The following is a 17,803-nucleotide window of genomic DNA, read 5'->3' on the forward strand; positions in this document are numbered from 1 at the left end:
TGAACTTTAATCCAAGCTTAAAACATTGTGAAAAGATTGTGACGAGATTTGACCAACCAAGGCCAACCAAGGGGATCGTTGTGGATTTTTTAGATGAAAGAATGAGCTTACCGATTCAAGGTGTAAGCATTGACTGGGATAAGATAGACGGAGGCAGTTACCTTCGTGGGATAGAGGCAATCAAAGGTCTGGACTATCTTTCTTTTAATAATAAAATCACGATATTTGTTGGCGAAAATGGTAGTGGAAAGTCCACCATGTTGGAAGCGATTGCTGTGAACTATGGCTTTAATCCTGAAGGCGGAACCAAGAATTACAGCTTTTCAACATATGATTCGCACTCTGAATTGTGCGATGCAATTAAGCTTTCCAGAGGAATCAGAAAGCCAAAATGGGGATATTTCTTAAGAGCGGAGAGCTTTTATAATGTGGCATCTGCTGAAGTGGAGTATAGCAAATGGGGTGGTGTGCCGCAGCAATACCATGAGAAGTCTCATGGTGAGAGCTTCCTAAAACTGGTACAGAATAATTTCCAGGGTCAGGGGATTTATCTTTTGGATGAGCCTGAAGCAGCGTTGTCTCCACAGAGGCAGCTAACTCTTTTACTTGAGATTGTAAACTGCGCAAAAGAGGATTCACAGTTTATTATGGTAACACACTCTCCGATACTGTTAGGAATTCCGGGAGCGGAGATATTAAGCTTTGATGATGGTCAGATTCATCCGATTGATTATGAAGACACAGACAGTTATCAGATTACAAAGATGTTTATAGAGAATAAGGAGCAGCTTTTAAAGAGGTTGTTAAGTGATGAAGATAAAGAAGATTTTTGATGGAGACTATGGCTGCGAAGAACTGCAGCCAGGGCAGAAACCAAAGGTATCAGTCACCCTTGTGGATGATGCCGGTAATGAGAAATTTGTGTCAGTGGAAGATGACTGGCTTACGGAGAATGGATTAGATGTTGGCTCAGAGTGGCCAAAGGAGGAAATGTAGAATGCTTCAATTACCTAATCGTATTGGGGATGAAAAAGCTGATAAGATAATTACTGAATTTGTTAATTACAGGCTTTTAGAGATCATGGAGGATATTATTCTCGATGAAGTTGTCTGGGGAATGGCGCAGAGGGGCGAACTGGACCAGAGTGCGTCTACAAAGAGCTTTGATGAGCTGGTGGATTTAAAAGAGCTTATGCTTGATGATGAATTTGCAGCAGCTGTTTCCATGTCTTATCTGCCGGATAATTATCCTCTGGAAAAGGCAAATAAGAAGTTCTTTGGACTTTACAAACTTCTCAGGTCAAAGAAGGAATATGTGCCGGATCTTACAACGGAATATGTTCTCTACAGCATTATTGAGAGCGAGATTGGTGAAGTGGATATGATCAACCAGGATATTGAGGATGGGCTTTTCGATAACCTTGAGGATGATATGCTGGATGGCTTTGATGAAGACTTTGATGAGGATCTCGGCGATGACGAGGATGATTTTTTTGGAGATGATTTTGACGATGACGAAGAACTCACCACAGTAGAAAGAATTCCTGAGCCCGACCGCAGTGTAGTAAAAAAAGCCGCTCTTGAATCTTATAAGGGAGAATTTGAAGGCGAAGAACTTGAGGAAACTGCTGAGTATCTGGTTAACTGCTACGAGGATCTACGTGCATACCTTGATATATGCTTCTGGGATACGGATTGTCTTTTCCTGGATGATTATACAGAAGAGCAGCTGGCAAAGATGGAAATCAATGAACAGCTGGGGATGGTAGCTGAAAAGGAAAAGAAAATAATTGAGTTCCCATTCCAGAATAGAGACGGCAAGCAGACCCGTATCAAGGCTGAGCTTGATATAGACCCCTGGGATCTGGAGGATGAGTGATTGCGCTAAGCACTGGAGGAGCAGTATGAAAAGATTATGCGTCGCCATGTTAATACTTATGACGATTGTTGCTGTAGGCTGTGGAAACAATAAAGTGGAAGATAGCGGAGCTGCTTCCAGCACAGTGAGTGAACCGGAAGCGGTTGAAGCCAGCACTCTTGGTGTGCCTGCGGTGAAAGACGGAGTTTTGAGGCCGGGAGAAGACTGTGCAGAGGTTGTTTTCGAGTGGGATCCGGTTGAGGGTGCTGAAGGATACGAAGTCTCTGAGGAGAATAAGTACTATTCAGAAAAGGAATACAGAGAACCTGAAACAGTTGAGATTACCGATAATTCTTACGTTACCGGTGCGCAGGATTATTTCGATTTCAGAATAAAAGTAAGGGCATTTAAAGGCAACGGAGCCGAGAGAGTTTATGGCGAATGGAGCTCTTTTGCCACAGGAAGTGCTTATGAAAAGCAGACAGTTTCAGTGGGCGGACCCTATGGAGAGATGTCTGTAGTTGTTCCGGAAGGATGGACAGCGGATATTTCTGCAGTGGATGACGGGAAGCTCACTTATGGTCTATATGGATTGATACTAAAACCAAAATCTGCAGATGCAGGGCAGATAGAGCTTTTTTGCTCAGACAGTTTTGGTGTTTGCGGAACAGGACTTTCCCAGGAAGAGATTACATTAGCGGGATATACCGCGCATGTTGGCACATATGATGATCATGAGCACTGGGACTTCATTACTTTTGGCGATGAGCGTCCGCAGATAGTTGCCCAGAGCATAGACTGCGATTCCTGGATAAGCCATATGTGGGAAGAGGCAGATACCATTTTGGATACGCTTAAGTTTGATACCAGCAGGACTGAAGGAGGAATAGGACAGTACATTTCAGATTCTGAAGTTGAGGCTCTTGGACTCATGATGAGTGTTAGTAATGTGACGACCTCAGGGCTGACTGTTCATTTCAAGCAATACGAAGACAAGAATACCGGCGAGCTGATATATGGAGAAGAATACACGCTTGAGAAGCTTGAAGGTGAGAAGTGGGAAGCAGTTCCGATGATAATTGATAATGGAGTTTTCACTGATATCGGCTACAGTATTCCAAAGAATGGTGAAGCTGAGATTGAAACTAATTGGGAATGGCTTTACGGAAAGCTTGAACCTGGAACATATAAGATAACCAAGACAGTTTTGGATTCAGGATCCAGCAGCGAAGGGGATAGTTTAAATCGGTATACTGTGAGCGCACAGTTTTTAATTGCCGGATGAGGGAGAATGAGAGATGTTGAAATTCACTTGGACCAGAGAACCGAAGAGTTACAGTGTGACAGAGAATAAGATTACTGTGACGACATTGCCACATACAGATCTGTGGCAGAGGACGTACTATCATTTCAGGAATGATAATGCTCCTGTGTTTCAAATGGAGACAGAGGAGAAGTTCTTTTCCTTTGTGGTGAAAACAGATTTTGCTGACAGCCATCACCGCTTTGATCAGTGCGGAGTTGTGATGTACCTGGATAGTGAGAACTGGCTTAAGGGCTCAATTGAGTATGAGAACGAGGAGTTCCAGCACCTTGGATCAGTTGTTACCAACCATGGTTATTCTGACTGGGCAACTACTGAGATTCCTGCGTCAGTGAAGTCTATGTGGTATAGGCTGAGCCGCAGGGAAGATGATTACTGTATCGAGTGCTCAGATGATGGAAATAAGTGGAAACAGATGAGAGTTTGCCATATGCATGAGGGTGCTGGCAAGGTGAGATTTGGAATATATGCATGTTCGCCGGAAGACAGCTCTTTTACCGCTGAGTTTACAAATATGGCTCTGACAGAGTGTACATGGATGGCACATGATGGACAGAAGCCGGATGAGGAGACTGTAGCTGGAACTATGTATGTATAGAGAAGGAGTTAAGATTATGAGCAGAAAAGATTTTGGAGCAAAACCGTTTAGTTACCCACAACCAGTTTGGATCATTGGAACATATGATGAGAATGGAAAGCCCAATGCTATGAATGCAGCATGGGGCGGAATCAGCGAGATGAACGAGGTTTCAGTATGTCTTTCTGTTGACCACAAGACCTGCAAGAACTTCGAGAAGACTGGAGCTTTCACAATAAGCATGGCTGACGCAGATCATGTTGCAGCATGCGACTTTGTCGGAATGGCTTCAGGTAATAAAGATGAGGATAAGTTTGCTAAGGCCGGATTCACTGCAACAAAGAGTCCTAACGTAAATGCTCCTATCATCAATGAGCTTGCTGTAAGCATGGAATGCAAGGTAAAGAGCTTTGATCATGATTCCTGCATTCTTAAGGGTGAGATAGTTAATGTCAGCGTGGACGAAGCTGCTCTTACAGATGGCAAGGTTGATGTAAGCAAGGTTAAGCCGATTACTTTTGATCCTTTCAACAATGCTTATCATGTTGTTGGCGAGAAGGTTGGCGATGCCTGGGGAAGCGGAAAGGTTTTGATGTGATTTTTTTCCAAAACGAGTTCAAGCCGATGCGAGGGAACCGGAATTCGGTTTGCATCGGCTTGTCTTATGATATGTAAGGGCATCCCAAAATCCTTACAAGAGGTGTTTCTATCATACTATAATTACATTGAAATTTATATTAAATACCGATTAAATTTGAACGGGGAGAGATTATGCAGGGAAAGTATCCGGTAATAACATTGTGCGGGAGCACCAGATTTAAAGACCAGTTCATGGAGGCACAGAAGAAGCTTACTCTTGAAGGCAACATCGTCATCAGTGTAGGCTTGTTTGGCCATTCTGGAGATCAGGAAGTCTGGGAAAACATGGATGAGGGCACTCTTACCAAGACGAAAGAGATGCTGGATGACATGCATAAGAGGAAAATCGATATGGCGGATGCCATATATGTGATAAATGTTGGAGGCTATGTGGGCTCCAGTACTAAGAGTGAGATTGAGTATGCGATAGCTCATGGCAAAGAGGTCAGATACCTGGAAGAACCATAACAGATAAATGGGGAGCGACTGAATAATATGGGACTTATAGAAATAGCAAGCGGCAACTCAGTTTGGCGCGGCATGGATTATTACAATAACAAAAAGGTAGCGTCCGTAGAGAAAACAAGTACTACAACTTATGATGGCACAGTAAAAGGCACGGAGCTTTACCATGTGCACGTGGATCTGGAACATCCTAGAAAATCTACATGTACTTGCCCTTTTGCTGATGGACGCAGAGTAATCTGTAAGCATATGATTGCTCTTTATTTCACTGCTGAACCTAAAGCTGCAGAGGATTTCCTCAAACAAGTGGAAGAGTGGGAAAAAGAGGAAGAGGAGGAAGAGCAGCGACATTACGATGAACTTCGTGATTATGTGAACAGCTTAAGTAAGACTGAACTTCAGCAGCTTTATTATGACGCGCTGATCGAATTAGAAGACAGACGCAGAAATTATTGGTGAGAAGTATAGAGGTTTTACGACCTCTATATTTTTTGCAAAAAAGTGTTGACTCTAACGTTACGTTATGGTTTAAGCTATACTTACACGTGAAGGAGATGAAAGCCATGAAGACAGTAAATGAAGTAAGTAAACTGACAGGAGTGAGTATACGCACCTTGCAGTATTACGACCAGATAGGACTCTTAAAGCCGGCAGAATACACAGAGTCAGGATACAGGCTGTATGACGATGCAGCACTGGAGAAATTGCAGCAGATTTTACTGTTCAAGGAGCTGGAGTTTCCACTTAAAGACATAAAAGAAATAATAAACAGATCTGATTTTGACAAAACGAAGGCACTGGAGCAGCAGATTGGCCTCCTGGAACTCAAGAAGGAGCACATTGAGAATCTGCTCAATCTGTGCAAATACCTTAAATCGAGAGGAGTGAGAAGATTGGATTTTACAGCATTTGATAGTAGTAAGCTTGATGAATATTCAAAGAAAGCCAAAGAGCAGTGGGGGCAGACTCCCGAGTATAAAGAGTTTTCGGAAAAGAGCAAGAATTGGACCAAGGAATACGAGAGCGGCCTGATGGCTGATTTTTCCAGGATTTTCGAGGAGTTCGGGCCAATGATCAGTAAGGACCCGGCTTCCGCAGAGGTTCAGGCTCAGGTCAAGAAGATACAGGATTTCATCACCAAGAATATGTATAAATGCACCGATGAGATTCTTTACGGCCTTGGTAAGATGTATGCAGGCGGCGGAGAGTTCACTGAGAACATCGACAAGATGGGCGGCAAAGGAACCGCAGAATTCGTATATCAGGCAATAAAGGTTTATTGTGGTAAGTAAACGGCAAGAGTTTAATGCGGTGGGTATCTATGGTAGATGCTCACCGTTTTTTTGATGGAGGAATGTCTTTTTCATAAAAAGCAAAATAACATATTTCTTTTTGCTGAAATGATTATGTAATCCTGAATGTGACAGCCATATAATGAATTCATCAACAAGCGACAGATGACAATGGTTTTTATTTTAGAAAGGAAGGTGAGGATCATGTTGTCGCTGCTTTTTATCATATTTTTCTTTTGGATCTTTGGAAAAATGATTGGCTTTGCATTCAGAGCAAGCTGGAGCATCATCAAAGTTATGTTTACACTGGTGTTCCTTCCACTTATTCTTGTGGGGCTTGTATTTAAAGGACTTGTTGCTATTGCATTGCCGGTATTGTTGGTAGTTGGGCTCTTTAGCCTTTTGGATAGAGCCTAAATATGAAAGGACAAAGACATGACAGGGGGAAAAAGATTTAAAAAAGTTTATTCACAGGGAACAGTTAATGTAACAGAAATCTGGGTAGACCAGGACACAGGCGTTAACTACATATTCCATGCAAGTGGATATGCTGGAGGACTTACACCCATGCTGGACAGGGAGGGTAAGCCGGTAATCAGTCCAGTTGAAAATAGATAAACACTTATTAAGAATGGAGGGAAATGCTATGGGACTTATCTGGGGACTTATACTTGGTGCAATCGCTGGACTTCTTGCAAGCAAGCTAATGAGTGAAGAGTCAGGAATGATCAAGAATATTCTACTTGGTATCGGCGGTGGATTTGTAGGAGGCCTGGTGTTTAAGATTCTCGGATTTACTGCTACAGGAATGATTGGCAGCCTTATTGTTTCGACAGTAGGTGCTTGCATCTGTATCTGGGCTGGAAGAAAGCTCTTTACATAAATAGTACTCGGCTAAGGCGGTCTGTGGACGATGATTCATGGATCGCCTTTTTTATGTGTTTTTTGCTTCGACAAAAGCCTCTATTAGTGGATTTATGAATTTAAGCTCTTCCTCTGAACAGAGCGCAACATAGTCCATGAGTATCTTCTTTGGAGAGTTGAGTTCGATCATCTCAGGATAGATTATCCGATTAGGATTTATTTTGAGCGCTGTTATTATTGCATACATTGTGCTTAGGCGAGTGGTTCCTGACTGGAGCGGATCTTCAACTTTGACAATGGTACTCCTATGCAGCCCGGATAGCTTTGCAAGCTCTGCCTGAGTCATCCCAAATAATAGGCGGGTTTCTCTGATGACATTGGAGAAATTCCTGGCTAGTTCTTCTCTTGAATAATCTTTTAATTCAATGTCGATATACTCATCACTTTTTGTATGAATTGTGGAAATGAAATCCCTGATGGAACAAAGTTCTGTCCTAATTGTGGAACACAGGTGGGAAGCAGTGTTACACCAGATAGAGTTGCAGAAGTGCAAAATGTTCAGCTACAGAATAGGGAACCTGTTGGCCCTCAACAGAATATGTATACTGTGCAGCCACCAGTTCAAGAACCACAGGCATCGGGAACAGATAAGTTTGGAAAGTTTTTTGGAATAATTCTTCTGATACTTGCTGTGTTAGACTTTAGTTCTGATCCGGCAATTTTGACAATCATTCTGTCAGCGGGAATTATTGCAGGAGCAATATTCTGCCTTAATAAGAAATATAAACTCAAGGGATTTACGATTATCGCACTTATCCTTGCCGCCATCTGCCTGTTTGCAGGAGTTGGTCAGGCAAAGAAGTATGGGCTTTTCACAATACCGCCTGAAGAGAAAGCTTCAAGCACTACAATAAAGGAGAAAGAAGAGATAGCTGTTAAGGAAAAGACGGAGGATATTGCTGTAAACCAGACAGAAACAAAAGAGGAAGCATCTGCTGTTAATGAAGAGAAAAAGGCTTCTACAGAGAAAGTAGATGAGAAGCAGGAAGAACAGCCTAAGGAGAAAGAGCAGACCAATGGTGTGGATCCTGATTTGAAAGAATTTCTTGATAGTTATGAAGAGTTTGTAGATGAGTACGTCGATTTTATGAAGAAGTATAATTCTGATCCTAACAACATGGTTTCCATGCTGGGCGAGTATGGTGCAATGATGCAGAAATACGCCGACTTCGCGGATAAGATTGATAAGTATGATTCGGACAGCATGTCTACAGAGGACTACAAGTATTACATTGAGGTTACTACAAGATGTGCCCAGAAGATGCTGGAAGCGTATTGATAAAACTGAAAGAGACGAAGGCAGGCAATATTGGCACATATAGGATTGGAAGAGCTCCAAAACCGCGTGTTTTAGGGCTCTTTTCTGTTGCTTAAAAACAGTGTTTCTGGAATAGGCATATCTACTGACATTGATGTATGAAAATGGAAGCAGAGCCTTGAAACAATGATGAATACTGGATTTATTAAGAGAGATATATAGGACACGTAATGGTGTATTTTATAGATGTGAAAGATGTGAAAGAAATTTGAGGAAAGAAATTCGGAAAGCTGTCACAGAAATATAGGTTATAAGGATTGATTATGCAGAAAATATACAGTTAACCATAATCATTGTTTTGCAAACCTATAGAGTTATTATAGGTTTTTCACTCTTTTCTATATACCTATTTTATGGGAAATGAGCCCTGGTGCTCGTATCATAAAATATAGGAAAGTAGGGAAAGACAGTGAAGAAAAAAACTCAGAAGGCAGCGAAAAAGCCAAAAGTACGTCGACAAATTGATATTGATGTTGGTGACAGACTCAGATCTAAGAGAAAAGAGCTTAAACTGACACAGGAAAAGATGGCGGAAGGCTTGGGAAAATCTGTTCAGTCATATGCCAATTATGAAAAGGGAGTCACAAGGATCCCATTTGAGGTTTTGGTTGATCTTGTTCTGAATTATAAGATTTCAGTTGATGAATTGTTGCTGGGGATTAAGCTGGAGGAGCTGCTTGAAAACCATATCCATACAGTAAGTGATTTTCGACTTACTATGTATGGAAAGCTTATTTCTGATGAGATGAGCAGGAGATATTTGGAAAAGAATAAATAGTGTGCTTGCAGGAAGATTGGGGATAACACCTGATGCTTCCTGCTTTTTTATATATGGTTCATATACCGGCATTCGAAAGGAGGGATTGCGATGCCAGCATCAGCTAATTGGAGAGATATTGTTACAATATGCAGAGCAGAAGGATTTGATGACCCAAATGATGTTTATAAGAAAGCCATGCTTATGTTCAAAAAGTTTAGATCATACAAATGGCATAGGAAGCAATCTCCGCCTCGTATGAAATCTAAGAAAGAGACAGATATGGAAAGAAGACAGCTGCGGAGACGTTTCCTGGATTTGTTCTGGAAGCCTCTTGATAAGAATAAGGAGGAGATGGAGAAGCTGGTGGAAGATGCTATGGATACAGCGTGGTTTGACGATCTGATAGATTTTGCTGTTGGCATTCTGACGCTCTTTAATGACGGTCGGACATACAGAAAACTCATAGAAAGATGCTATTTTAATGCGGCTCCGGGGGAGAGGCAGATTGATGTGGCCATTGAACTTGGGATGGGAAGCTCCTGCTTTAGCGACAAGCATAAAGAAGCGGTGACTCTTATAGGAATAGAAGCGTGGATGCATGCCAAGAATATGGAATATGAAGATATGGCCAAGCGTATTGTGGAATACCATGATATCTACCCCGACAATATCCCTGGCAAAAGGGACCAGTCAGAATACTTTCTGAATTATTTTGAACCGCATAAAAAACAGAAAAATCAGGACCCAAAGAAGCCTAAAAAACAATCTGCAAAATTGCGGAAAAAGAAAGATGGTGTAAAGCAGTAAATATCAGCAATTGAGGTATGCCTGTTAAGAAACTCTACGGATTCCGTGCGGAAAAACTTCGGATATGGATTTCTATGGATTATGGTAAAGTATGTTACCGGAGGCACAGAGTGCTAGCATCTGTGCATTTTGTAACCAGTCGTTAAGCCAAGAGTTTCTTAATTAGGAGGGCGTATGAATAAAAAGGGAAATATTATAACAGCGCACGTGCTGGCGCTGGAGATTTGTGAACGTGAAGGATTCAGGTATGAAGATGCTCATACTTTTGCAAAAGATCTGCTCTGCAGGAGAGTAGATGGGCAGGCACTGGCTGCACAGGAAAAGCAGAATGATGATCCTGAGTATATTAAGCACCAGAAGCAGCACATAAGACGCTGGTACATGTATCTTGCTGAGAAGATGGGAGATAACTGGGACCGGGATCAGGAGTACAGAAGTTTTATCTGGGAAGTGGTCAGGGCACCATGGTTTGATGAGAAAGCAAACATGGTTCTGGATCAGATGGAAAAGATGCTTGATGGCAGTAACCTTGGAAGAGAGTTCATCCCCGGGGAAGATGAACTGACTGAAGGTATCATGCTTAGGACGATTATCTATGAGCTTTATCTCAGGGGAAGAAATACAATTAAAACAGATGACCAGGTGATGGAGATGCTTTTCATAAAGAGGAGCACTTATTATAAGAAGAAAAAGGATGCCATTACACTTTTTGCAGTGATCATGTGGGTATATGCCAAGAGGCGTGAACAGGAGGATATAGAAAAGGGGATTGTCCCTCCAAGAGAAGACAGAAATAACAAGGATAGTGGTGTGGCCTGATAATATATACGAAGTCCAATCCAAAGCTTTATGCTTCGGGTTGGATTTTTTTGTTATAGACTTTCGCTGGACTATGAAGAGACAAAGAGAGGATTAAAGCTGGACTCGCGGTTGGATTTTTGGTGATAGGATTATACTGCTGCGCAGAATGAAGAATAGTTTTTGGAGGTTGATTAAAAGTTATGGTAAAGGATCTTTATGTTGCATCATGTGTATATGATGGTACCCCGATGATGGCAGTGGGATTTGTTCAAGGCTACATTCCATGCCCTGAGTGCGGGAGGATGATGTATGTTAAGGCTAAGTATGGAAAAGTCACAGTTACAGATGTTTCAGATTGTCCGGAATATGGTGAGCCGCTCAGGTCATACATTGCGGCAAGGAATGAGAGAAGACACGACTAAGTATAGAGAAGCCGGTACAACTAAATATGTATGAGGCACATGTGAACGAAGAACTGAATCGCATCATGTAAAGGGGAGGCTATATCTCTTTTGCCAAGACCACGGGAAAGTAAGTCGAAAGAGTTCCGCGCATGTGCCAAGAGTTTGCCCAGAGCTGAATATGCTTAAACAATAGCACTAAGGAGTCTGCAAAACGGAAATGCAACCATATCAATTATGGTTTTATTTCATTACCGTTTTGCAGGTTCCTTTTTCTGTGCAGACAAATAGCTCTGGGCAGGTTGTGTTTCCGTTTTCAGACTCCGGAAAAGGAGAATGAAATGGAAATAAGAAACACAGAAACAATCGGAGGAAGGATCAGGGAGCTTCGTGAAGCAAGCGGCATCGGTCAGAAGGAACTGGCTGCAGAGTTCTTTTTATCAAACAAGAGCGTTATATCTGCCTATGAGAGGGAGACAAGGACACTGCCTATCGATGTTCTTCTCAAGTATTCCGAGAGGTTCCAGGTATCTACTGATTGGATCCTTAAGGGAGTTGATGAAGTTCACGTTAATACCCTTCAGGAAGCCGGAGTTGAAGAAATTGAAAAGCTTTATTCAAACCTTAAGAGCGCGGAGGTAAGGGCAGTTGCCGTTGCCCAGCTAAAGGCGCTGGCTCTGCTTGACAGATGACGGTATACAGATTGCATACCGAGTATACAGCTCAGTTCTAGTGTTTATGCGGGTTGCAGCCTTATGATGGAAGAGTCTTAAGACGATACGCGCGTAAAAAACAAGGAAAGGACAGTTCATGATCATGGCAGGCCAGTAAGATGATGGCAGAAAAAACATTGGGAGAAAAGATCAGAATCAGAAGAAGGGAGCTTAAGCTAAGCCAGGAAAAGTTTGCTGAAAAGCTGTATGTGAGCAGACAGATAGTGGCTAACTGCGAGACAGGAAGAACGGATATAAAGATGTCTCTTTTCCTGGATATGGCAAACGTCCTGGAGCTGAGTCCGAAATGCTTTTTTGACGGTACTTACTAACTAAGTAGAGAACACACTCCTTGAAACCGGATGTAGGAAAAAAGTTGAGAATCTACATATATTAAGGAGGTGCTTCATGGCAATTCAATTAGTAGATGATTATGCTGCAGCGGATGCAGGAGGGAAGGTCGATATTATCTGCAGAAACTATCCTTCTTTCCTGGGAATGTTAGACAGCCGGATAGAAGGACTTGTCTATACCATTGAGACTGACAGGGCATGCAGCAGGCACTCTGACAGAGGTGCGCTTGGTGTCAGGGTGCAGACAAGCGGAACGAGTGATCCGACTGCAAATACGGGAATCAGTGAGACCATGACGAGGGATGCGCTGAGGACCTGTGATTTTTCAAGCGGTGTACTGGAGGGTACTGAGAACGAAATAGATTATATGTATGAGGCATATGTGATCCGAGATATGCGCAAGGCCTATTTCTTATTCAATACCCAGATGTGCATCCTCAAGCCAAAGGAGAAAGCTCTTTTCACTTCATATATCAATGGTGCAAAGGATGCAGCAGAGATCGCTGATGAGCTTGGGATAACCCAGGAGTCAGCAAGACTTAAGATCCACAGAGCAAAGAAGAAGGTGAAGCTATCAATGCTTCACTGTATGCAGACTAAAGACAGGAGGGACGGTAAATGCCGGCAAGAAAAACAAATATCACTAATGTAGCGGAGGCTGTTAAGTCCGGAAAGAAGTTTGTCACTTACAAGGAGGGAAAAGACCTGTATTCGATGGGGCTTCATACCTTTGAGAAAATGGCTAAGGACGCAGGAGCTATATACCACATTAAGAGAAGGGTGTTGGTCAACACAGAGATTTTCGATGCATTCATGGAAAATTTTCGTGATGCAAATTATACATCGTAATTGTCCATTGTTGTCCAAAGAAGTCCAAATGGCAGTATTCATGCGGTTTTGCGCTTCGCTCACAGGATAAAAATGGATTGTAACAGAGGAATAATGCGGATTATAATGTGTTTATGAACCGGTTATTCCTCTTTTTTATTAGGAGGAAAAACATGACGAGAAAAGATTCAAGAGGTTACAACCTGTACGTAGGCGAGTTCCAGAGAAAGGATGGCAGATACGTATATTCCTATACAGACCGTATGGGACAGAGACACTCTATATATAAGAAGACACTGGTTGAACTCAGGGAGGCTGAGAGGAAATTAAAGAGAGATTATGATGATGGCCTTGATCCCAGTAAGTCAAAGAATGTAGCAGTCAACAGCATGGTGGAGACTTATCTTGATACCAAGCACAATCTCAAAGTTACTACCAAGGGCACTTATGTTAATGTCTATAAGAGCTATATCAAGGAAGACTTTGGTAAGATGAAGATTGTCGACGTCAAGTATTCAGACATCAAGAAGTTCTATTACGGGCTCATCATTGAGCGTGGACTCAAGGCAACGACAGTTGATCATGTACATACTGTTCTCCGCCCTGCATTCCAGATGGCTGTTCGGGATGGCTACATCAGGACAAATCCGACAGATGATGTCATGGCAGAGATCAAGCGCAGCAAGTTTTGGGAAAAGCCGGACAGAAAAGCTCTTACCATTGATGAGCAGCAGGCTTTTATGGATATATTCAGGAACAATCCTGAATTCAGGGGATGGCTTCCGATTATCACGGTGCTTCTTGGCACGGGCATGCGTATAGGCGAGTGCCTTGCGATCAGATGGGACTGTGTTGATTTTCAGAATCGGATCATCCATGTCAATCATACTCTCAGCGACAGGCCTGATGAATTTGGGGACTGCAGTAAGCGCATGCTACCTACGAAAACCGCTGCAGGTACCAGGGACATTCCGATGGTCCAGGAAGTATATGATGCTTTTCTGATGGAATATGAATTCCAGAGCGTCCTTGGTTTCTGTGATGAAGAGATCGATGGATTCACCGGATTTGTTTTCTGTACCGGCGAGCACAAGGCTCTCCATCCAGGAGCAGTCAACCGTGCTATCCACGATGCAATCGATTCTTATAATGAAGAGGAGGTCCTTATGGCTGCTGATGAGAACAGGGAGCCTTTTCTGCTCCCGAGTATTTCTGCCCATATATTACGTCACACTTTCTGCACCAGGCTCTGCGAGAATGAGTCGAACATCAAGGTGATCCAGGCCATCATGGGCCATGCGGACATAACCACTACGATGAACATCTACGCTGAGGCTACCAGAGAGAAGAAACAGGAGGTCATGATGAACCTTGAAGGCAAGATCATCATCAGACCGGAGCGCAGTGATTCATGATGTATCGGTTCGGACTTCTATGGATAAATTTGGTGATGACAAACCAGAACATAGGAGTTATAATATGAGTGTAGCGTAATGCTCATATCAATTACAGAGATGTGATTGAGAGAAATGTGTAGTCAATTGCTTCATCTGGACTGCACTGTATGTATTTGGTTCGTAACAGTACTCTTTCCACCGAAGACCACCTTTTTGGAGGCCTGCACCTCGGTTGACAGCACAAATCCGGTGCTCCATGGATTTCGGTGGTAGAGTCAAACGGAGAAAAAATAGCTCAGAAGGATTTGCTTGGAGCTGTACGGATTAAGTTAGGGGAGCAATCACCATTTATTCCAACACTTAAGTCACAGAAACTCTGAAACCCACTATCCATGCGGATTTCAAGCAAGGGATGACGCTTTTGACAAACAAATGACAAATTTTTCGTGCGAAATAGTAAGCAGTGATGCGCAATCGTGCGAGGTTTGAAAGTCAGATAATCAATTTTTCGAATATATAACTTTAGGTTATAAGAGTTACTTTTTAGAAAACAAATTCTAGAGAGTAACTCTTTTTTGTTGGCTTTTTTCTCGGAAGATCTTCTGCATAAAAAAGGATGAAAGGAAACAGATCAATGGGAAAAAAGAAAGAAGACAGAGCGTATTTTGATGAGAACCGTGATTATGTGGGCGAACATGAAGCTGAGATAGTACGACCATTAAGCAGAAATGTAGTAGTCCAGGAGAAACTGGTTGTCCAGACTTTAAGAAAAAAATGGCTCAGATATAAAGATGCAGAGATAGTTTACAGCCTTGAGCACAAGAAGATTCTTGAAATGGCAGATGAGTGTGGAGCAATTTACCGCAGAGAAGGAACTGTCCTTATTAACAGAGATATTTTTGATGAGTACCTTGAGAGATTTCATCAGCCTGCAGGAATGTATCAGACGAATGGTAACCGCGAAAGAAAGACTCTGGAAGATAGGGAGGACTAAAACATGTTTGGAACAATATGGATGTTCTCCGATCAGATAGATGATGAAGATCTTTTGTTCGCACAGAGAAGTTTTATTACCTATAACATGGCAATCGATTATTACAAGATGAGCTACAGGGCGGTTACACACGCGGCTGATAAAGCCGGTGCATTCTACAAGCTTCATAAGAAAGTGCTGATAAAAAGGTCAATATTTGAAGAATACTTGAGAGAACATGGAAAAGATGGGAGGAGAGAAGTATGTGTAAGGTAATTGCAATCGCAAATCAGAAAGGTGGGGTAGCCAAGACCACTACTGCCATGAATTTAGGAATAGGTCTTGCGAACAAGGGACATAAGATACTTTTAGTAGATAACGATCCACAGGGTAGTCTGACAATCTGTATGGGTTATAGGGAACCAGACAATCTTGAACTCACTATTGTTGATGTAATCGAAAAGATTGTAAATGAGGAAGATATTCCTGAGGATTTCGCAATCATCCATCACAGTGAGAATGTGGATCTCCTTCCTTCAAACATTGGACTTTCAGCTGCAGAGGTCTCATTGGTAAATGTTATGAGCAGAGAACTTGTTTTGAGAGACTATGTGGAGCAGATCAAGGACAAGTATTCATACATTATTTTGGACTGTATGCCATCGCTTGGCGTAATGACAGTAAATGCCCTGGCATGCGCAGATACAGTACTTATTCCAGTACAGGCAGCATTTCTCCCTGTAAAAGGCCTTCAGGCGCTTCTAAAGACCATCTACACAGTAAAGCGTAGGCTCAATTCAAGGTTGGAAATTGAAGGAATCCTCTTAACAATGGTCGATAAGAGAACAAATTATGCCAAAGAGATTATTGCAGAGGTAAATGAGGTATATGGTAAGAGCCTTCGTGTTCTTCCTACAGAGATACCGTTATCAATCAGGGCAACTGAGGTATCTGCCATGAGCAAGAGCATTTACGAATATGATCCAAAGGGAAAAGTTGCTGGCGCTTACATGGAACTTACAGATTTTGTCGCAGAGAATTCATGAATTGGGGGTAATCAGACATGGCTGTTAAAAGAGAAAAAATACATTTTGAATCGGTGGATGAGCTTCTTGGGGCTCCAACATTTAAAGATGGCACAGAAGAAATAAAGATAGATAAGATCCATCCTTTTAAGGATCATCCTTTCAAAGTGGTTGATGATGAAAAAATGGAAGAACTTGTTGAAAGCATCAAACTCAACGGGATTCTTTCTCCGGTCCTGGTAAGGCCTGATAACAAAGGTGGTTACGAAATGATTTCAGGGCATAGAAGAATGCATGCCGCTTTGTTAATTGGACTAGAGGAACTACCAGCAATAGTAAGAGAAATGTCAGATGATGAAGCCACGATTGTAATGGTAGACAGCAATGTTCAGCGAGAGGAAATTCTTCCAAGTGAAAGAGCTTTTGCCATGAAGATGAAAATGGATGTTATGAGAAGGCAAGGAACACGTACGGATTTAACTTCCGCCACTCAGTGGCGGAAGTCGGAAACTGCCGCAATAGTTGGAGAAGAATTTGGGATGGGAAAATCTCAAGTAAAAAAATATATAAGATTGACTGAGCTTATACCGGAGCTTCTTCAGATGGTTGATGAAAAACAAGTTTCAATAATTATGGGAGTTGATATTTCTTATTTTGATAAAGATGTACAGCAGTGGATTTACGAGTACAGAAAAGAAAACGGTATCTTAAGACCAGAACAGATTGAGGCACTTAAAGAACAGAAGAACCTTGAGAATATGACTCAGTACTCAATTATTCAGGTCATGAATGGAGCGTTACCGGAACCTAAGACAAACGGAAAGGTTTCGTTGTCAGAAAGAAAATTAAATAAGTACTTCCCTTCTCATATGGCTTCAAAAGAGCGTGAAAAAATAATTTTGGAGCTTCTATCAAGATGGAAGGAAGAACAGGAGGAAATGGCAGATGAAACTTGATTATCATTACGGACGGCAGGCATTTCAATATGCCATGGTTGAAATACCACTGCTCATGTTTATAGATGAAGCATTTGAACCACTATCTATAGAAGCAAAAGTTGTTTACGGATTATTGCTACAGAGAATAAAGATGGCTAACAGAAATGGCTGGAGAGATGAAGAAGGCAGACTTTACGTGATATATCCGCTTGATCAGATGAGCAAGGATATAGGGCTTTCTACAAGGACTATCAGCTTATCATTAAAGCAGCTTGAGGCGATAGGTATTATCGATATCGTTATCAGAGGCCAAGGGAGACCAAATATATATTACGTTAAGAATTTTATCTACAAAGATGAAGAAAGTGATTCCAGAGGTGCAAAAATTGCATCTCTGGAATGAGAAAGGG

Annotated in this window: 28 protein-coding genes; 27 read left to right on the plus strand and 1 reads right to left on the minus strand. The window is 42.0% G+C overall.

Annotated elements, in window-relative coordinates; all coding sequences use genetic code 11:
* Positions 1 to 101 precede the first annotated feature (101 nt).
* The 12 genes from D6855_RS14040 (at position 102) to D6855_RS14095 (ending at position 7,038) form a co-directional block, all read left to right on the plus strand.
* A complete protein-coding gene (locus tag D6855_RS14040) occupies positions 102 to 833 on the plus strand; it encodes an AAA family ATPase (RefSeq protein WP_120742412.1) in 732 nt (243 codons plus the stop codon).
* A complete protein-coding gene (locus D6855_RS14045; protein ID WP_243111954.1) occupies positions 811 to 996 on the plus strand; it encodes a hypothetical protein in 186 nt (61 codons plus the stop codon). Before D6855_RS14040 ends, D6855_RS14045 begins: the two co-directional genes overlap by 23 nt.
* Position 997: 1 nt before the next feature.
* A complete protein-coding gene (locus D6855_RS14050) occupies positions 998 to 1,879 on the plus strand; it encodes a hypothetical protein (protein WP_120742190.1) in 882 nt (293 codons plus the stop codon).
* 25 nt (positions 1,880 to 1,904) lie between these two features.
* The gene (locus D6855_RS14055; protein ID WP_120742192.1) at positions 1,905 to 3,143 is read left to right on the plus strand and encodes an immunoglobulin-like domain-containing protein; all 1,239 of its coding nucleotides are present in this window, start codon (positions 1,905 to 1,907) and stop codon (positions 3,141 to 3,143) included.
* A 13-nt stretch (positions 3,144 to 3,156) separates the two neighbouring features.
* On the plus strand, positions 3,157 to 3,780 hold the full coding sequence (locus D6855_RS14060) for a DUF1349 domain-containing protein (protein WP_120742194.1): 624 nt from the start codon (positions 3,157 to 3,159) through the stop codon (positions 3,778 to 3,780).
* A gap of 16 nt (positions 3,781 to 3,796) precedes the next feature.
* Positions 3,797 to 4,357 (plus strand): flavin reductase family protein, encoded by a 561-nt coding sequence (locus D6855_RS14065; RefSeq protein ID WP_120742414.1) that lies wholly within the window; start codon positions 3,797 to 3,799, stop codon positions 4,355 to 4,357.
* 173 nt (positions 4,358 to 4,530) lie between these two features.
* Positions 4,531 to 4,866: a hypothetical protein gene (locus tag D6855_RS14070; protein WP_120742196.1), complete on the plus strand. Its 336-nt coding sequence runs from the start codon at positions 4,531 to 4,533 to the stop codon at positions 4,864 to 4,866.
* A gap of 27 nt (positions 4,867 to 4,893) precedes the next feature.
* Positions 4,894 to 5,322: an SWIM zinc finger family protein gene (locus D6855_RS14075; RefSeq protein WP_120742198.1), complete on the plus strand. Its 429-nt coding sequence runs from the start codon at positions 4,894 to 4,896 to the stop codon at positions 5,320 to 5,322.
* Positions 5,323 to 5,426: 104 nt separating this feature from the next.
* A complete protein-coding gene (locus D6855_RS14080; RefSeq protein ID WP_120742200.1) occupies positions 5,427 to 6,155 on the plus strand; it encodes a MerR family transcriptional regulator in 729 nt (242 codons plus the stop codon).
* Between the two features lie 252 nt (positions 6,156 to 6,407).
* Positions 6,408 to 6,572, plus strand: a complete 165-nt coding sequence (locus D6855_RS14085; protein WP_242826472.1) for a hypothetical protein — start codon at positions 6,408 to 6,410, stop codon at positions 6,570 to 6,572.
* Positions 6,573 to 6,590: 18 nt separating this feature from the next.
* The gene (locus tag D6855_RS14090; protein ID WP_120742202.1) at positions 6,591 to 6,773 is read left to right on the plus strand and encodes a DUF6440 family protein; all 183 of its coding nucleotides are present in this window, start codon (positions 6,591 to 6,593) and stop codon (positions 6,771 to 6,773) included.
* 28 nt (positions 6,774 to 6,801) lie between these two features.
* Positions 6,802 to 7,038, plus strand: coding sequence for a GlsB/YeaQ/YmgE family stress response membrane protein (locus D6855_RS14095; protein ID WP_120742204.1), 237 nt, complete (start codon positions 6,802 to 6,804; stop codon positions 7,036 to 7,038).
* Between the two features lie 51 nt (positions 7,039 to 7,089).
* On the opposite strand, the gene D6855_RS16960 is transcribed toward D6855_RS14095, so the two are convergent.
* Complete coding sequence (locus D6855_RS16960) at positions 7,090 to 7,572, minus strand: helix-turn-helix transcriptional regulator (RefSeq protein ID WP_243111956.1); 483 nt, start codon at positions 7,570 to 7,572, stop codon at positions 7,090 to 7,092.
* Here D6855_RS16960 and D6855_RS14105 point away from each other — a divergent pair.
* The 15 genes from D6855_RS14105 (at position 7,471) to D6855_RS14175 (ending at position 17,796) form a co-directional block, all read left to right on the plus strand.
* Positions 7,471 to 8,358: a DUF6591 domain-containing protein gene (locus tag D6855_RS14105; protein WP_120742208.1), complete on the plus strand. Its 888-nt coding sequence runs from the start codon at positions 7,471 to 7,473 to the stop codon at positions 8,356 to 8,358. The genes D6855_RS16960 and D6855_RS14105 overlap by 102 nt on opposite strands.
* Positions 8,359 to 8,806: 448 nt before the next feature.
* Positions 8,807 to 9,175: a helix-turn-helix domain-containing protein gene (locus D6855_RS14110; RefSeq protein WP_120742210.1), complete on the plus strand. Its 369-nt coding sequence runs from the start codon at positions 8,807 to 8,809 to the stop codon at positions 9,173 to 9,175.
* A 90-nt stretch (positions 9,176 to 9,265) separates the two neighbouring features.
* Positions 9,266 to 9,964 carry a hypothetical protein gene (locus D6855_RS14115; RefSeq protein WP_120742212.1) on the plus strand — a complete coding sequence of 233 codons (699 nt, stop codon included), beginning with the start codon at positions 9,266 to 9,268 and terminating at the stop codon, positions 9,962 to 9,964.
* 174 nt (positions 9,965 to 10,138) lie between these two features.
* Positions 10,139 to 10,783, plus strand: coding sequence for a hypothetical protein (locus D6855_RS14120; RefSeq protein WP_120742214.1), 645 nt, complete (start codon positions 10,139 to 10,141; stop codon positions 10,781 to 10,783).
* A gap of 182 nt (positions 10,784 to 10,965) precedes the next feature.
* Entirely contained in the window at positions 10,966 to 11,187 is a 222-nt protein-coding gene (locus D6855_RS14125; RefSeq protein ID WP_120742216.1) for a hypothetical protein, read from the plus strand.
* A gap of 320 nt (positions 11,188 to 11,507) precedes the next feature.
* Entirely contained in the window at positions 11,508 to 11,858 is a 351-nt protein-coding gene (locus tag D6855_RS14130) for a helix-turn-helix domain-containing protein (protein ID WP_120742218.1), read from the plus strand.
* A gap of 140 nt (positions 11,859 to 11,998) precedes the next feature.
* Positions 11,999 to 12,211 carry a helix-turn-helix domain-containing protein gene (locus tag D6855_RS14135; RefSeq protein ID WP_120742220.1) on the plus strand — a complete coding sequence of 71 codons (213 nt, stop codon included), beginning with the start codon at positions 11,999 to 12,001 and terminating at the stop codon, positions 12,209 to 12,211.
* Between the two features lie 76 nt (positions 12,212 to 12,287).
* Positions 12,288 to 12,884 (plus strand): sigma-70 family RNA polymerase sigma factor, encoded by a 597-nt coding sequence (locus D6855_RS14140; RefSeq protein ID WP_120742221.1) that lies wholly within the window; start codon positions 12,288 to 12,290, stop codon positions 12,882 to 12,884.
* Entirely contained in the window at positions 12,851 to 13,081 is a 231-nt protein-coding gene (locus tag D6855_RS14145; protein ID WP_120742223.1) for a DUF6462 family protein, read from the plus strand. The genes D6855_RS14140 and D6855_RS14145 overlap by 34 nt, the downstream gene beginning before the upstream one ends.
* Before the next feature lie 152 nt (positions 13,082 to 13,233).
* Positions 13,234 to 14,475 carry a tyrosine-type recombinase/integrase gene (locus D6855_RS14150; protein ID WP_092059795.1) on the plus strand — a complete coding sequence of 414 codons (1,242 nt, stop codon included), beginning with the start codon at positions 13,234 to 13,236 and terminating at the stop codon, positions 14,473 to 14,475.
* Positions 14,476 to 15,091: 616 nt separating this feature from the next.
* Positions 15,092 to 15,451: a DUF6462 family protein gene (locus D6855_RS14155; protein WP_243111960.1), complete on the plus strand. Its 360-nt coding sequence runs from the start codon at positions 15,092 to 15,094 to the stop codon at positions 15,449 to 15,451.
* A 3-nt stretch (positions 15,452 to 15,454) separates the two neighbouring features.
* Positions 15,455 to 15,706: a DUF6462 family protein gene (locus D6855_RS14160; RefSeq protein ID WP_120742225.1), complete on the plus strand. Its 252-nt coding sequence runs from the start codon at positions 15,455 to 15,457 to the stop codon at positions 15,704 to 15,706.
* Positions 15,694 to 16,476 (plus strand): ParA family protein, encoded by a 783-nt coding sequence (locus D6855_RS14165; RefSeq protein ID WP_120742227.1) that lies wholly within the window; start codon positions 15,694 to 15,696, stop codon positions 16,474 to 16,476. The genes D6855_RS14160 and D6855_RS14165 overlap by 13 nt, the downstream gene beginning before the upstream one ends.
* A gap of 17 nt (positions 16,477 to 16,493) precedes the next feature.
* The gene (locus tag D6855_RS14170) at positions 16,494 to 17,411 is read left to right on the plus strand and encodes a ParB/RepB/Spo0J family partition protein (protein WP_120742229.1); all 918 of its coding nucleotides are present in this window, start codon (positions 16,494 to 16,496) and stop codon (positions 17,409 to 17,411) included.
* Positions 17,401 to 17,796, plus strand: a complete 396-nt coding sequence (locus tag D6855_RS14175) for a replication initiator protein A (RefSeq protein WP_120742231.1) — start codon at positions 17,401 to 17,403, stop codon at positions 17,794 to 17,796. Before D6855_RS14170 ends, D6855_RS14175 begins: the two co-directional genes overlap by 11 nt.
* Positions 17,797 to 17,803: the final 7 nt, after the last annotated feature.

The sequence above is a fragment of the Butyrivibrio sp. CB08 genome (assembly GCF_003625485.1).
GTDB lineage: Bacteria > Bacillota > Clostridia > Lachnospirales > Lachnospiraceae > Butyrivibrio.